Raw genomic sequence first — 15,570 nt, 5'->3', positions numbered from 1 at the left:
GAGAAGAGTGTGTCCAGGAGTCGGGGGCCGGCCATCGACCCGACGAGGAGGGCGCTGGCCCGGTCCACGATGCGGGCCACCGCGCGGGCCCGCGTGACGAGGGACTGCTGATGAGGGGCCAGAGGGAGACCCGAGGTGCGCTGAGGCAGGTGCTCAGAATGTTCACCGTGTCCATGAGCCACAGGACCGCGAGCTCACGAAGTCGCCCCGCGCGAGCGTGACTGGGTAGCGCTGCGACATGCCGCGCCAGCGTGGAGGCAACGCCCTGCACGATCTGCTGTCCGGCACTCTGCTCCGACTGTGCGAGGGCGAGGAGCAGCGTCCGGTCGGTGAGCTTCGCGATGTCCGGCTGAGGTCCGGCGGCCCACTGCACGGCCGGGTCGATGAAGGTGAGACGTGGGCCGTCGATGTAGACGTGCTCGGGCTTGAGGTCTCCGAACACGACGGTGTCCTGGCGGGTCGATATGGCACCGGCCATCCGGATCAGTCGCCACACTGTGATCCGCGGGAGTTCCACGACCTCCTGACGCTCGTCTTCCGGGAGGCCGCCGTCCCGGCCGAGCGCGTCAAGGTAGGCCCCCGCTCACGCCGTTGAACTTCCGGCGGAAGACACCGACGACGGACCGCTCACCGATCGGTGCCACACGGCGCAGGCACTCCGCACCCACCGGGCCGTGCAGACCTCTGAGCGCGAGGAGAACCCCATCGAGGAGAGCACTCGTCTCCCACGGGCGGGCGGCGAGCACGTCACCCAGCGGGGTTCCACCCGCGACACGCGTGAAAAGGACCCCGCTGTGGACGCCAGCCGTCTCGCACACACGGGGGCTCCCGAGATTCCGCAGAAGCTCCAGGTTCCGCTCCTCACGGCCGGTCAACAGGTCAGGGCTGTGGACGTAGGCACGTTGTGCGTCCTGCACCTCTGTCCACGTCCCTCCGGCGCCCCTGAGAATGGACACCAACGACAGGCCCAGCCAGCTGTACTTGGCGATCAGCTGCGCAGCATGGCCGTGTACGGAGCCGACGCGCGCGCCCTCATCGTGAAGGCGATCGACGCACTCGGCTGACCCGAGCCGCGCGGCTCCAGCTGATTGTCTGTGGGCGGTCGTACCATCCGGCCGCGGCAATCGAACTGACAGACGAACTCATCGAACTGGAACGCGCAGCCTGGGCTGAGCAGCTGGAACAACGTCTGAAGGTAGAGACCGCGGCCCGCGTGCAACCAGCGATCCCCGCCCACGCCGAAGCGACCGGGCAAAGCCGATACAAGGTGGAGCGCGAGCTCAAGCGCGTCGTGCGCCACCCCGAACCGGGTGCCTGAACTCGCGATGCCAGGCCAAGCTCACCGGCCGATGCGCGCTCCGCTCCGCCCTGCCCGTACCGATGATGTCCATGCCGCGAGTGCCCTACGTGGCATCAGCCGCCGGGAAGTAGTCGCTGAGGTCCTTCGCCGAGATGCGCCAGCGGTCCGCGAACCGTTCCAAAAAGAAGACACCAGGATCGTCCAGTTTGTTGGAGCGAGCAACGGTGAGTGCGGCGGCCCTGCCCTTGACCTCGATCTTCCTCACCAGGATCTTGTCTCCGTCGACTGAGAAGAAGGTCGTGTCCATACTCTGCGCGGCAGTCTCCATGTACTCCTCGCAGTCACCGGCCGAACGTTCCAGCTCAGTCCGGGCCTCTGGTGTGTAGAGGGCGCACATCCGCTTGTAGTCGTGCCTCTGCAGCCCGTCGCCCATCGCATCCCAGACCTCCTGTACGCCAGCCTTCCCGCGCTCTGCGCCGATGGAGGCCACGCTCTTCGAGGAGAGGTTGCTGCCGTCACTGGCCGAACCCGATTCGGAACTGCTGCTCTCCCCTCCGAACTGGTTCTGATAATAGACCGCGCCTCCGATGGACACGGAGACCACGGCGACGGCAGCCACGCCGATAGCCACGGACTTGTTCTTGGTTCCCGTGATCTTCTGGCTGCCGCCGATCGATCCGGTGCTCACGCCGATTGCCCCCGCGCCGGACACGGAGGTGGACTGCTGCCCACTGATGCTCCCGGCGACCGGCCCCTCGTTGACGTTCACCTGCTGGACGGCCGTTCTCAGCTGCTCTGCGAATCCGGAATCCTTTTCGGCCTCCTCGCTGAGCACGGCCCCCACCGTGGCCGCACGGTTCGCGTCTTCCGGCCGCTCCTCAAGCCTCGCGAGCGCCTGGGCACCGAAGTCGCTGGCGCGCAGCCGCTCGGTAACGAGACGCCGTAGTTCACGACCGGCCGCGCTAGGCAGCGCACTGGAGCGGATGAGCCTGGCGAGGATCCCAGTAGCCTGCTCGCCTACGTTTGATTCTTCCATCATTCCCCCAAGCGCTTGGTGACCATGCGCTGTCAGCAGGTGAAGGTGCCGAGGCAACCTTCTGGTCCACCGTCAGTTGAGCGGTAGACCAAGAGGATCGGGGGCGGTCGAGTTGTTCTCCACGCTGCGCGGGCAGCCATAATCAATCAATCATTAATGGGCCGGCCGAAGGGCAAATCCACGGTGGAAGGCAGGGCGGGACGTCGAGAGCAGCCGCTCGATCCACAGGACGGCCCGCTGGAGCGCTTCGCGCTGGGGCTGCGCGAACTTCGCGAGAGGGCGGGCCTGACCTACGCGGAGATGGCCGACCTGGCTCATTTCGCCTCCAGCACGCTTTCTCAGGCTGCCGCTGGGCATCGGCTCCCCACCTGCCAGGTGGTCCTGGGCTACGTACGTGCCTGTGGTGAGGACCCTGGCCCCTGGGAGGGGCGCTGGGAGGACGTACGGCTCGCCTTGGACGGGCCGGAAGTGGTGCGAGGGCCGGCTGCGATCGCTCCGCATGACGTCGGCCGGGAGGACGGCACGAGTTTCGTGGGCCGTGAGCGTGAGCTCATTGCGGGCCGTGATCTGATCGAGCAATGCCGAGTCGTCACGCTTACCGGAGTCGGTGGCGTGGGGAAGACCCGGCTCGCCCGGCGTCTCCTGCTCCACTTAGCTGATCGGTTCGCAGACGGTACGTACGTGGTGGAGCTGGCCGACCGCAAGGGTGATGATGCCGTCGCGGCCGCGGTGGCGGCAGCCGTCGGCGTGCAGACACACGCGGACCTGGAGCCGCTGGCTGAACTCGCCGACGCACTGCGCGGCCGTCGCGTTCTCCTCCTGCTCGACAATTGTGAGCACCTCCTCGACGCGAGTGCCCGAACCGTTCGTGCTCTGCTCCCGCTCCTGCCGGAGCTCCGCGTTCTCACCACAAGCCGGCAGCCGTTGGATATTGGTGAAGAGCATGTCTTGCAGGTGGAACCCCTGGACCTGCCCGAGTGGGACGACGAACAAGCGAACGATGCGAGTACTACGGATGGGGCTCCTACAGCCTCATCCGCTGTGGCCCTCTTCGCCGACCGTGCCAGGGCCGCTTCTCCGGGCTTCCAGATAAGTCGAGCGAATCAGCGCACCGTGACGCGTGTGTGCCGGAAGCTGGACGGACTGCCGCTCGCGCTGGAGATTGCGGCGCGGCGGCTGCGCACTTTGAGCCTCGACGAACTCCTGGAACGGCTTGATCACCGGTTCCGTCTCCTCGGTCCGGGCGGGCGAGACCGCATGGCCCATCCGCGTCACCAGGCATTACGCGCACTGTTCGACTGGAGCTACGAACTGTGCACCGACGACGAACGATTCGCGTGGCAGCAGCTCTCATTGTGCTCGGGCGGAGTCCAGCTCGCCGACGCAGAGAACCTCTGCGGGCGCACCTCCGCGGACGGACCGCAGGATCCTGACGAAGACGCTGCCGTCGACGCCTTTGAGACTTTGGCCGGGTTGGTGGACAAGTCGCTCCTCACAAGGACGGAACTGGGCGGCCATACCCGTTTCCATATGCTGGAGACCGTCCGCGCCTATGGACAGGAGCGTCTCAGGGAAAGCGGCCGTGCTCAGCATTCGCTGCGCCGCCACCGTGCGTGGTACCTCGGCCTCGCCGCGCAAGCAGGCGCGGCCTACGGCTCATCCGACCAGGCCGACTGGCTACGGCGTCTGCGCCCCGAGCATGCAAATCTGCGGCAGATCATCGCTGCGCCCTCGCCGGCCGGAGAGCCTGCGGAAACCGTGCTGCGCGCGGCCCTCTGTCTCTGGCTGCACTGCCTGACGTCGGGAAATGTGGGAGAGGGGGCTCACTGGACGCGAACGATGATCGAACGGCACCCACTCCCGCCCACACCGGAGACCACCTTCACCTGGTGCCGGGCCGTATGGGTGGCCGGATTTCTGTTGCTTATCCATGGGGATCACGAGGCCGCGAAGCAGATGATCGGCCTGGGCGAACAGCCGATCGCCGACGCACCTGACGCACCCGGCATCGCCGATGTCGCAACGCACGAGGGGACAAGGTCTGAGCTCGTCGCCGCGTTCGCGCAGCTGCGCGGACTGGCGGCCCTGGTCATTCAGGACACTGAAAGCGCCGCAGAATACTCCCGGTCCTCACTGGCGATGGGGCAATGGTCCACGATGCTGTTGACGCAGCCTCAGTGCATCGCACAACTCGGCCTCTGCGCCGTCATCCAGAAAGACCGCGCTCACGCCGTCTCACTGATTGAGCAGGCCCTCGCCATGTCCGAGACGCGCGGAGACACGTGGCACCGCTGCTATCTGCTGTGGATCCTGGCGATTACGCGCGGAGAAGCGGGGGAAACGCGAGAGGCCCTGTACCTGCTTCAGCGTGCGCTCCGGCACACACGGGAGATCGACGAACGGATGGGGGAAGCCACTCTCAGCGAGACCCTGGCCTGGCTGCTCGCCTCCCGCGGCGACGCCCGCTCAGCGGCCTTCGTGCTGGGGGCTGCAGACCGTGTGTGGCAGCCATCCGGCGTTCCCCGCCATTTCGGATTTGCTCACATGGCGGGCCACCGCGAACGCGGTGTGGAACAGGCCCGCCACACACTTGGCGAGACTGAGTACGCACGCGCGTATCAAGAGGGTCAGCACGTCGGCCTACGACACGCACTGGATCAGGTGCTCGAGACCCAGGAGCAGCTCACCGACGGGCAATGACCATGCAGTGATTGTTGACTGGAGCCAGCGCCTCCAGGGCGCTCGGTCAGCTGTCGGGCATGCCGCCCGCTCGGGCGATGTCCTCGACCGTTTGCTGGTCCTGGGTTCGCTGGTGCTGCTGGTGGTCGAGCTTGTTTCGCATCGCGCGCAGCTTGTCGATCCATCCACGATCGATGAGGGCGAGCAAGATTTCTGCCAGCTCCTTCACGGGCCGGGACTGATCGGCATCGTCGAGATCTCCCCAGACACCGGCCAGGATGTCGATCTCATACGAATTGACCATGAACGCTTCCTCGGACTTGGTCAACGCCTGCCACTCACGCTCGCCCATACACCGATCATTACAGGACACCCGGTGATCGTTTCCGGTCACGGCACTACGTCATCGAGAAGCCGCGGCAACAGTCTGGCGTTCCTCGCCTACAGCCATCTTCGCGAACGACCCGCGCGCCGCCGTGGCGTTCGCCCGCGACTCCTGCGCCATGATCACCGCCAGGACGCCGTCCTCCCGCGATCCGCCGGTCGCTGATGATCGCTGCGCGCGTCACGTTCCCCACCACACAGCCGTGATCGACGATCCAGTGCTCGGCGTCTCACCGCTCACCATGCACGAGCCCGTAAGGCGGGGCATCCGCGCAGATCGCAGTCGGGCGGGTCAGCGATCACGGGGCGACGCGGTCTTCATGGGGCGCTTCCCGCAGGTCTTTCCCGTACGGGCGCACCTTGAGTATGGACTGGGCCGCTTCGGTCGTTCGCGTCGCCGCGTTCTGGACAGGCGGCCCGCGGCAAGGAAGCCCCGACCGTGAGGCTGCGGTCACATGTCCTGATTCTCAGCTCGCGTCGCTGTCCGTAGCCCGCTCTCGAATCGGCCATCTTGCGCCCTGAAAACGCTTGTTGGCCGGAGGGCACTCGCCCTGCCCTGTATCGCTGCGTCAGCCCGCTACACGGCGAGATGCGCCGCAGAGCTGCAAGAACCCAGGTGCCACACGACTGAGCGGCATGGTGCGCACTCCGCCACCGTAAGCCTCCACCTCGCAGACACACCTTCTCCACTGACATGAACATGCGTTTCTCGCCAACGGGGCAACGACGTGGCTGACTTGAAAGAGCCTCATGATCATCCGATGATACGCTCGCGTGCACATGCCACATGAGATTTCGCATCGGCATGGCTACAGCCAGGGGGCTCTCCGGGCGGTGCCGTCTGCCCACAGCCGAGGGTCCGCTTGGACAGATTTCGAGAGCTGGACTCCAGCCGCTCAATAGAGAGTCACATGACGAATTTTTGGCAGGATCCGACAGTCTGGGCGCTCGCCGTCGGCGTCGCTGTCGCCGCCACGGTAATCACTCGCCAGCGAAAAACGATCAAGGCGCTACGTCGTCAAAAGCAGGGCCTTCAGGGTGAGCTGGCCGCATCGCGGGGCAGGGCCGCCGGCCTCGAGTCCACCGTCGCCGAGCTGCGCAGCGGCTACGACGAGGTGGTCCGCCAGGCCAAGGAAGAGGCGGAGGAGGCCACAAACACCGTCCTGAAGTCGGCCATGCGGACCCTTCAAGGCCTCGCCGCGGAGCAGCAGCGGGCCATCTCCGGGCTGCAGAAGAAGTACGGCGACTCGGCCGTGTTGCGGGACATGCTGGACATCGACCACATGAACTCGCAATTCAACCGGCGTGCGCAGTCCATTGCTGTGCTGTGCGGCGGGTGGCTTGGCCGGCAGCGGGAGGCTGTATCGGTCTATGACGTGATCCGCGGAGCGCAGGGCCGTATCCGGCACTACCAGCGCATCGAGATCGCCTCACGGGTCGATTTCGCGGTGACCAGCCGTGCCGTCGAACCGATCGCGCTGACGGTGGCCGAGCTGCTCGACAACGCGACCAGCTATTCCGAGCCGTCCACCATGGTCGAGGTCGAGGTGCGGACGGTGCCCCGGGGCATCTGCATCGTGATCGACGACGCCGGTGTCGGCATGAGCGAGGAAGAACGGACGAACGCCACCGCTCTGCTGTCCAGCGAGTCCGCGGTGAGCGTTTCGGAGCTAGGCAACCCTCCCGCGTTCGGTTTCGCGGTGATCGGTGCCCTGTGTACGCGGTTCGGGTTCACGGTCGCCATCGACAGCACCTCTCCCTACGGCGGCGTCCGCGCGGTGGTGATGGTGCCGAAGGAGTTGTTGACCGAGATGCCCGAGCCCAAGACGCCCACTACCACGCAAGAAGTCAATGCCGCTGCCGCGAGTCGCGGTTCGGCTCCTGCGGCGACGGAGGGCGGGCTGCCCCGGCGACGGAACAAGCGCGGCATGGCGCTCGTGCCGGACGGCGGCCGCAGGTCTGATGAAGCGCCGCCGGCCCGGTCAGCAGAGGCACGGGTGGCGGCCATGGGCGCGTTTCAGCGCGGCACTCTCAGCGGCCGAAGTGCGGGGGTACCGGCCGCCGATGGTAATACGACTGCCGATTCACACGAAGGATTCGATGCCCCGTGAGCGACGACCTGTCCTGGATGCTTGAGGACGCGCTGCAGATTCCGCATGCTCTCCACGCGGTCCTGATTTCTGCCGACGGCCTCCAGATGTCCCGTACTGCGGAGATCGACAGGGGCGATGCCGACAAGGTGGCCGCCGCCGTCTCCGGCCTGCAGTCGCTCAGCCGGGCCGTCAGCTTCTTCTGCGGTGAGCACGGAGCGAACTGGCGCCAGACCCTCATCGAGTTCGACGGGGGCTGGGTGTTCCTGAACGCTGCGGGCGGCGGCAGCTACCTTGCCGTGGCGGCGTCGGCCGAGGTCGACATGCAGGACATCACGTACCGGATGCAGCAACTGGTCAGCCGGCTGGGCAAGGCGATGTCGACCGGCCTTCGCGGCGACACGGTCCCCTCATGACGGAACCCGGCCGTGCCGAGCCCGAGCCCGAGCCCGAGTTCGTGTCCGAGGCCGGAGAATTGGTCCGGCCCTACGTCATCACCCGTGGCCGTGACCTGCCCGATGAGGGCGAGTTCGCCCTCATCACTCTCGTTACGACGGCCACCGACGAGCAGCAGCGCCCCCAGCGGCTCTCGCCCGAGGAGCAGCAGATCCTGGAGATGTGCTCCAGTGGCTACCTCTCGGTCGCTGAGATCGCCGCGCACTCCCAGCTGCCGCTCGGGGTGGTCAAGGTGCTGCTCAGTTCCCTCGCCGAGGGGGGCTATCTCGTGACCCGGGCGCCGGTGCCCTCGGCCCGTCCCACCACCAAGGCCTTGCTTAAGGAGGTGCTCGATGGCCTCAAGGCTCTCCCTGTCTGAGGATGCCTACGTGCCCAGCGGCGCACAGCAGACTGCAGTGAAAATCCTGGTCGTCGGGCATTTCGCCGTCGGCAAGACCACCCTGATCGGCTCACTTTCCGAGATCACGCCGTTGTCCACCGAGGAGCGGATGACGACGCTCTCGGAGCGCGTCGACGACCTCAAAGGGGTTCAGGGAAAGGCCACCACCACCGTCGCCCTGGACTTCGGCCGGCTGACGCTGAGCGAGCGCATCGTTCTGTATCTGTTCGGCTCCCCCGGACAGCAGCGCTTCGTGAGTCTGTGGGACGACACGGCCCGCGGAGCGCTGGGCGCCCTGGTCCTGGTGGACCCCGAGCGCCTGGCCGACTCCTTCGACGTCATGGATCTGGTCGAGAGCTACGGCCTCGATTTCGCCGTGGCCATCAATCACTTCGACGGCAGTACGGTCCACACCCCGGAGGAAGTCCGGGAGGCACTCGACCTTCTGCCCGACACCCCCGTCGTCACCATCGACGCACGTGACGAGAAGTCGTCCGTCGACGCCCTGATCACCTTGGTCCGCTATCTGCACGAGCGCGCCGACCTGGAGCACACATGACAACCCCCTCTGTACCTCCGCCCGGCTGCCCCGCACACGGCAGCGGGCAGCGCATACCCCTGGACAGCGCGGAGTTCGCTGCCAATCCGCACGCGTACTACCGCTACATGCGCGAGCTCGGCCCCACCGCTCCGGTCACCATCGCCCCCGGCGTGGAGGCGACGCTGGTGACCGATTACAACGCGGCTCTGGAACTGCTGCAGGATTCGACGACCTTCCGCAAGGACTCACGCCGCTGGCGTGCACTGGCTGAGGGCTGCATCCGCCCCGACAGCCCGGTCCTGCCGCTGCTGGCCTACCGGCCGAACGCGATGTTCACCGACGGCGCCGAGCATGTGCGGCTGCGGCAGGCCATCACCGACTCCTTCGCCCGCGTCAGCAACAAGCGGCTGAGCCGGATCGTCAGCCAGGCAGCCCAGTTCCTGATCAACCAGTTCAGCGCCCGCGGCAGCGCCGACCTGCTCCGCGACTACGCCCAGCAGCTCCCGCTGTACGTGTTCAACGAGCTGTTCGGCTGCCCGGCAGAGATCGGTGACCGGGTGCTGTTCGGCATCTCCGGCATGTTCGACGGAGTCAACGCCGAGGCGGCCAGCCAGGTCCTGCTCGGAGCGGTCAGCGAGCTGGTGGCGCTCAAGCGCACCCAGCCCGGGGAGGACGTCACGTCCTACCTGATGCAGCATCCGGTGCAGCTGAACGACGAGGAACTGGCACACACGCTGGTGTTGCTCCTCGGTGCGGGCGGCGAGCCGGAGGGCAACCTGATCGGCAACGCTTTCTACACGATGCTGACCAACGAGGAGTTCGCGCGCCTGGGGCAGTTCGACAAGGCTGTGGACGACACTCTGTGGCGCAATGCGCCGATGTCCAACTATGCGCCCCATTACCCGGTGGTCGACACGGACGTGGCCGGCGACAAGGTACGCGCCGGTGACCTGGTGCTGGTGTCCTTCGGCGCCGCCAACACGGCGCTCGCGGACCGCGGTGCCGACACCCGCGGTCACCTCGCCTGGAGCGCGGGCCCGCACGCCTGCCCGTCGAAGGAGCCGGCCAGGCTGATCGCCCTGACGGGCCTGGAGACGCTGTTCAACGCCCTGCCCGACGTTGAACTCGCCGTCCCCGCGGACAGCCTCGCCTGGCGGCCCGGCCCCTTCAACCGGGCCCTGGCCTCCCTGCCCGTCCGGTTCAGCGCAGTCACCCCGCGCGCCGCGGCCGCTCCGGAGCCGACGGCCGTGCCCCGCTACCAGGCACCCCCCGTCGCGGCCGCACCCGCGCCCGCGGTGCTGCCGCCCACCGGCAAAGCGGCGCGCTGGAGCACCTTCATGAAGTGGCTGACGGGCCAGTAGCCCAAACCCCCTGTGATGCATGTGACACAGGCAGTTGATGCAGCCTGCATGAAAGATCAACTTCCTGGGTAGGACGGCGCGGAGTATCTGGAGTGACACAAGATGAAGGAGAGGCAGTGGACCTCGCAAGCATCTCCGCGCCCCCATCCGCAAGCGCCCGACCGGGCCCACGGCGCACCACCCCCAGCAGACGGAACCCAGGCGGGGGCGGCGACCCCGACCAGCCGCAGCACCGAATACCCGCTGCTCCCTGCAGTGGATTGGCCCTCGTCTCCACCCTTGTCGGCGGAGCACGTCCCCGTACTCCCGCACCGTCCGGACACGTCTCGCGCCACGACGTGCGAGGCACACGATGACCTCCCGCCGGGGCCCCGGCATACCGGCAACCAGCCCCGGCGAGAGGACGCTCGGCGACCACGTACTCGGTCAACTGCGGCTCCTGGGAGCCACGGTGGGCCTGAGCGAGGCGGACACCGAGCTGTACGGACAGGTCCTGATCGCCTCCCTCGCAGGCGCCGCCCACCGGCCGCTGTCCCTGCCGCCGGCCTCGCCCACCTTCCTCTCCGATGACCACACCCCCGTCGAGTTCTCCCTCGCCAGCGCTCCGGACGCCACCCCGGCCCTGCGAGTGCTCGTGGATCCCGGGTGGGCCCACAGCGACATGGTCACCAGCGGCCGCGCCGGGCTTGCGGTCATCCGCGCGATGGGCGCCCGCTGGGGTTTCGCCACCGACCGACTCGACGCCCTGGCCGACCTGTTCTTCCCCGCTGCAGCCCAGGGCCCCCTGGCCCTGTGGTACGCGCTCGATCTGCGCGCCGGAGGGGTCCCAGGGGTCAAGGTCTACCTGAACCCCTCCGCCTCCGGCCCGGAAAGCGCGGCCCGCACCGTGCACGAGGCACTGCGGCGGCTCGGCTACGGCCAGGCCTTCGAGCAACTGCCCCCGGCGGCCGGCTATCCGTTCCTCGCTCTGGACCTGGGCGCCTGGAGCTCCCCTCGCGTCAAGGTCTACGTGAGACACCCGCGCATGTCAGCCGATGACTCCTGCGCGCTCAGCCGTACCTCCGGAGCAACAGCGGCCGACATCCGCTACTTCTTCCACGCGGCCGCGGGCTCCCTCGCGCCGTCCGAGCGCGGCGGAATCGACCCCCTGCGACTGGTGCGGCGGCCGGCGCTCACCTGCCACTCCTTCACCGAAGGCGACAGCAACCCGAGCGGCTTCACGCTCCACATTCCCGTTCGCGACTACGTGCGCGATGACGAAGAGGCCCTCGCCCGCGCCACAGCCCTGCTGACCCGGGCCGGCATGGACCCCACCGTCCTGAACCGAGGTCTGGGAGCGCTCACACAGCGAACCCTCGCCGACGGCGTGGGGCTGATCGCCTACCTGGCCCTGGTGTACGAGCGCAACCGGCCGCCCCGGCTCACCGCCTACCTGAGTTCCGAGGCCTACCGCGTCCGGCCGCCGCAGGAGCAGTACCCGCGGGGCACCTGGATGCCTGCGCAACACCCCCAGAGCGTCCTGGACCTCGGGCACCAGGCCGTCGGCCACGTCAGCCCGCACACCGCACACCGCACACCTCACACCGCACAGAAGGAAGTCACGTGGAGCCCTACCGCATCAAGGTCGTAGAACCTCTTGCTTTCACCACCCGGGAGGAGCGCGAGGCCGCGCTGAAGCGGGTCGCCTACAACCCCTTCGACCTGCGGGCCGACGAAGTCACCATCGACCTTTTGAGCGACTCCGGGACCGGTGCCATCTCCGCGGACCAGCTCGCCGCAGGAATGCAGGGCGACGAGTCCTACGCCGGCAGCCGCTCCTTCTACCGGTGGCACGAGGTCGTCTCCGAACTCACCGGCTACCCCCACATCCTGCCGGCCCACCAAGGCCGCGCGGCCGAGCGCATCCTCTTCGCCTCGCTGCTGCGGCCTGGCACGAGTGTGCTGTCCAACACCCACTTCGACACCACCCGCGCCAACGTCGAACTGACTGGCTGCACGGCGTACGACCTGCCCTGCGCCGAGGCGAAGGACCTCGACAGCGACTTTCCGTTCAAGGGCAACATCGACCTGATCGCCCTCGAACAGGCCCTGGAGAACGCGGACCAGACGCCCGTGGGGGCCGTGCTGATGACCATCACCAACAACGGTGGCGGGGGCCAGCCGGTCAGCATGGACAACCTGCACCGCACCGCCGAACTGTGCCGCCGTCACAATGTGCCGATGATCCTCGACGCGGCCCGGTTCGCGGAGAACGCCTGGCTGGTGACCCAGCGCGAACCCGCCTACGCCGACCGCACCCCGCGCCAGGTCGCCGAGGAAGCCTTCCGTCTCGCCGACGGCTGCGTCATGAGCGCGAAGAAGGACGGGATCGTCCACATTGGCGGCTTCATCGGCCTGAAGGACGCCGAACTCGCCGAGCGGTGCGGGGGTCTGCTCATCGCCACCGAAGGATTCACCACCTACGGCGGTCTGTCCGGACGTGACCTCGACATGATGGCCCGCGGACTCCTCGAAGTGACAGAGCCGGCCTACCTCACCGAGCGCGCCGACATAGCCGCCTATCTCGCCGCACGCATCCGCGAGGCCGGCGTCGACATCGTGGAACCGGCCGGTCTGCACGCCCTCTACGTCAACGCCGGGCGCCTCCTGCCCCACATCCCCCCGCACCAGTACCCCGGCACCGCACTCGTCTGCGAGCTCTACCTGCGCGGAGGCATCCGCTCGGCGGAGCTGGGGTCGCTGTACCTCGGTGAAGAGGACGAGCACGGCAACCCTGTCAAGACGGCGCCCTACGAACTTGTACGGCTGGCTCTCCCCCGACGGGTCTACACCCGCAGCCACTACGACCACGTTGCCGCCACCCTGGCAGATATCGCGAAGAATCCTGAATCGGTCCGTGGCTACCGGGTTACGGGCCAGTCCCCGATCCTCCGGCACTTCAGCATCAAACTGGAGCCCGTGAAGTCCGGCGGCTGATCAGCGCGCTTCGTTCGTTACGACGCGAGCCCAGCCATCAGAATCCTGAAGCAGTGCAGATCCTTCGGTTGTACTGGTCCAGTGACAGTGCGGCGGCCACGGGAAGGCCCCACCCTGGTGGGCGAATTCCAGGGGTCGTTGCAACACGGGTGAGCAACTGGCTGTGGCCAGGGGCTTGGCGAGACGCTCGGCTGGGGTTTCCCAGCCGGGCGTTTTGCGTGGGCGGCGGTTGAGATGGGCGGCGACGGCCGCCAGGTCCTCGGCAGTGTGGGCCGCCAGGTCGGTGCCCTTCGGGAAGTGCTGCCGCAGCAGGCCGTTGGTGTTCTCGTTCGGGCCGCTTTGCCAGGGGCCGGCCGGGATACAGAAGTGGACCGGGATGTCGGTGGCGACGGTGGACGCCCGGTGGGCAGCCACCTCCGATCCCCGGTCCCAGGTCAGGGACCGCCAGAGGTTACGCGGGTGGGTCTTGGACAGTCGCGGCGAGTGCGTCGCGGGTGGCCAGGCTGCTGCGGCCGGTCGGCAGGTGGACGAGCATCAGGTAGCGGGTGGACCGCTCGACGAGTGTGCCGATGCCGGACTGGCCGTTCCTGCCGATACTCAGGTCGCCTTCCCAGTGGCCGGGGCCGGGATTCGGATCCCGCGCAGCGGACCCGGAAGGCCGAGAACCCGCCCGACAACTGTCCTGGCGGATCGCGCCTATTCGTCCCGCGCGATCCGTGGACACCTTCGTCGCCGAGGCATTCGGGCTCACCCGCAGCCGGCAGACCAGATCGGTCACCACCTGCGGCAAGGCCTTGCCGCAGGCCGCCCGCCCAGCTTCGACGCCGAGACATGCAAGGAGCGCAATGCCGTCGAGCGGTGCATCGCCCGACTCAGGCAGTGGCGCGGCCTGCCCCTGCGGACGCACAAACTCGCCATCGCCTGCCAGGCCGCACTCCACGTCGCGTCCATCCCTATCTGGACGCGTCAGTGACATGACTGCGGAAGCTACAGGCCCGAGCTCGGGACGAAGCCCGAAAAGGTAGGTGCGACGACCCGCCACTCGCACAGAGGAGGGTCTGTCCAGAAGTCACTGCCGACGATGCGGGGATCTGAGGGGTCAGGCCGGTAGTCGAGAGCCAAGGCGCCATCATCACCAGGGTTGCGAGTCGTGGCGATCACCATGTCTCTGTTGCCAAGGCTCCCGTTCATGGCCCGGCAGGTGGCTGCGCACCACCGGAGCGCGCCGCTGCACTCCCAGCGCGCTCCGCCAAACGGTTGATGCTGCGTCAATTCCCTTGGTATAGGAATCACTCTGATGGGTCAATTCAGGTGTCTGCATCACATGGGCGATGGTCCAGCGAGTCCTCGCGGACAATCCTCCCTCCCGGGACCGAACTCATCCCGCCAGGCCAGGCCACCCCGCATCCCCACCTGCCAGCGACCGAACGTGTCGGCCAGGGCTGGTTCGGAACGTCCGTGGATCGGAACACCCAGTCGCTGCTCGGAGAGGACTTCCGAGTGAGAGGAACCCCTCATGCCCATCAGTCCCAACCAAGGCTCCACCAGTGGCGGAACAACCGTCACCATCACAGGCGTGAACCTGTCCGGTGCCACCGCCGTCCACTTCGGGTCCCGGACAGCCACGATCACCGCGAACACCCCGACCTCGATCACCGTCATCGACCCCGCGGGCTGCGGCGTCGTCGATGTCAACGTGACGACCGCGGGAGGGACGAGCAACTCCCTCCCCTTCTTCTACATCAGCCCGCCGATCGCGGTGTCCATCGACCCGGTCTCCGGCCCCACCGCAGGCGGCAACACGGTCACGATCAACGGCTACGGCCTCTCCACGGCCACCACCATGTCCTTCGGCTCCAACAGCGCGACCCCGACGGTCGTCTCGGACAGCCGGCTGTCGGCGGTCGTTCCGGCCGGCACCTCCAGCGGTTCCGTCGACGTCACCGTCACCACCACCGGGGGAACGACCGCTCCGCTCACCTACGCTTACGTCGACGCGCCGACACTGGTCTCGCTCACACCCGCCTCGGGGTCGACGTCCGGCGGCACCGCGGTGACCCTCAACGGCACCGGCCTGGCGTCCGCCACAGCCGTCACCTTCGGCGGCATCACCGCGTCCTTCGGAGTGCTGAACAGCGCCACGCTGGTGGCCGTCACACCGTCCGGCACCACAGGTTCCGTCGATGTCGTCGTGACCACCGAGGGCGGTAGCGCCACCGTCAGCGGCGGCTTTACCTACGTGTCCGGCCCCGGTATCTGACGGCGTCTCGGACACGCAGCCGCCCATGGCGCCGGTGCGCTCCGGTCCACCGGCCCATGCCCAGCGGAAGCGGTGCGGGTACGCGTACGCCCGCCCGCACCGCTTCCG

At 67.6% G+C, this 15,570-nt stretch carries 14 protein-coding genes and 1 pseudogene; 11 read left to right on the top strand and 4 right to left on the bottom strand.

The features are described 5' to 3' along the window. Positions 1–238 precede the first annotated feature (238 nt). The gene (locus OG782_RS36960) at positions 239–595 is read left to right on the top strand and encodes a hypothetical protein (RefSeq protein WP_406458724.1); all 357 of its coding nucleotides are present in this window, start codon (positions 239–241) and stop codon (positions 593–595) included. A 393-nt stretch (positions 596–988) separates the two neighbouring features. On the opposite strand, the gene OG782_RS36955 is transcribed toward OG782_RS36960, so the two are convergent. Further along, positions 989–1,300, bottom strand: a complete 312-nt coding sequence (locus tag OG782_RS36955) for a hypothetical protein (RefSeq protein WP_406459487.1) — start codon at positions 1,298–1,300, stop codon at positions 989–991. A 103-nt stretch (positions 1,301–1,403) separates the two neighbouring features. After that, entirely contained in the window at positions 1,404–2,339 is a 936-nt protein-coding gene (locus OG782_RS36950) for a hypothetical protein (RefSeq protein ID WP_406458722.1), read from the bottom strand. A gap of 153 nt (positions 2,340–2,492) precedes the next feature. On the opposite strand from OG782_RS36950, the gene OG782_RS36945 reads away from it, so the two are divergent. Beyond that, a complete protein-coding gene (locus OG782_RS36945; RefSeq protein WP_406458720.1) occupies positions 2,493–5,036 on the top strand; it encodes an ATP-binding protein in 2,544 nt (847 codons plus the stop codon). 46 nt (positions 5,037–5,082) lie between these two features. On the opposite strand, the gene OG782_RS36940 is transcribed toward OG782_RS36945, so the two are convergent. Beyond that, positions 5,083–5,367, bottom strand: coding sequence for a hypothetical protein (locus OG782_RS36940; RefSeq protein ID WP_406458718.1), 285 nt, complete (start codon positions 5,365–5,367; stop codon positions 5,083–5,085). Positions 5,368–6,310: 943 nt separating this feature from the next. Between OG782_RS36940 and OG782_RS36935 the strand changes: the two genes are divergently transcribed. From OG782_RS36935 to OG782_RS36905, 7 genes are all read left to right on the top strand, one after another. After that, on the top strand, positions 6,311–7,510 hold the full coding sequence (locus tag OG782_RS36935) for an ATP-binding protein (protein WP_406458716.1): 1,200 nt from the start codon (positions 6,311–6,313) through the stop codon (positions 7,508–7,510). Further along, the gene (locus OG782_RS36930) at positions 7,507–7,905 is read left to right on the top strand and encodes a roadblock/LC7 domain-containing protein (protein WP_406458714.1); all 399 of its coding nucleotides are present in this window, start codon (positions 7,507–7,509) and stop codon (positions 7,903–7,905) included. The genes OG782_RS36935 and OG782_RS36930 overlap by 4 nt, the downstream gene beginning before the upstream one ends. After that, entirely contained in the window at positions 7,902–8,303 is a 402-nt protein-coding gene (locus tag OG782_RS36925) for a DUF742 domain-containing protein (protein ID WP_406458712.1), read from the top strand. The genes OG782_RS36930 and OG782_RS36925 overlap by 4 nt, the downstream gene beginning before the upstream one ends. Beyond that, the gene (locus OG782_RS36920) at positions 8,278–8,883 is read left to right on the top strand and encodes a GTP-binding protein (protein WP_406458710.1); all 606 of its coding nucleotides are present in this window, start codon (positions 8,278–8,280) and stop codon (positions 8,881–8,883) included. The genes OG782_RS36925 and OG782_RS36920 overlap by 26 nt, the downstream gene beginning before the upstream one ends. Next, a complete protein-coding gene (locus OG782_RS36915) occupies positions 8,880–10,226 on the top strand; it encodes a cytochrome P450 (RefSeq protein ID WP_406458708.1) in 1,347 nt (448 codons plus the stop codon). The genes OG782_RS36920 and OG782_RS36915 overlap by 4 nt, the downstream gene beginning before the upstream one ends. Before the next feature lie 352 nt (positions 10,227–10,578). Further along, the gene (locus OG782_RS36910; protein WP_406458706.1) at positions 10,579–11,856 is read left to right on the top strand and encodes a tryptophan dimethylallyltransferase family protein; all 1,278 of its coding nucleotides are present in this window, start codon (positions 10,579–10,581) and stop codon (positions 11,854–11,856) included. After that, entirely contained in the window at positions 11,829–13,202 is a 1,374-nt protein-coding gene (locus OG782_RS36905) for a tryptophanase (protein WP_406458704.1), read from the top strand. The genes OG782_RS36910 and OG782_RS36905 overlap by 28 nt, the downstream gene beginning before the upstream one ends. A gap of 162 nt (positions 13,203–13,364) precedes the next feature. Here the strand turns inward: OG782_RS36905 and OG782_RS36900 are convergent. Continuing rightward, positions 13,365–13,824 (bottom strand): annotated as a pseudogene (locus tag OG782_RS36900) (IS30 family transposase); the annotation flags it as partial. On the opposite strand from OG782_RS36900, the gene OG782_RS36895 reads away from it, so the two are divergent. Both OG782_RS36895 and OG782_RS36890 read left to right on the top strand, forming a co-directional pair. Continuing rightward, positions 13,726–14,175 carry a transposase gene (locus OG782_RS36895; protein WP_406459461.1) on the top strand — a complete coding sequence of 150 codons (450 nt, stop codon included), beginning with the start codon at positions 13,726–13,728 and terminating at the stop codon, positions 14,173–14,175. The pseudogene OG782_RS36900 and the gene OG782_RS36895 sit on opposite strands and share 99 nt — an antisense overlap. A gap of 543 nt (positions 14,176–14,718) precedes the next feature. Beyond that, positions 14,719–15,462 carry an IPT/TIG domain-containing protein gene (locus tag OG782_RS36890; RefSeq protein ID WP_406458702.1) on the top strand — a complete coding sequence of 248 codons (744 nt, stop codon included), beginning with the start codon at positions 14,719–14,721 and terminating at the stop codon, positions 15,460–15,462. Positions 15,463–15,570: the final 108 nt, after the last annotated feature.

Source organism: Streptomyces sp. NBC_00876, from assembly GCF_045207435.1.
Taxonomy (GTDB): domain Bacteria; phylum Actinomycetota; class Actinomycetes; order Streptomycetales; family Streptomycetaceae; genus Streptomyces.
Note: the sequence above shows the minus strand (reverse complement) of the source record. Positions and strands in the feature narration are given on the sequence as shown.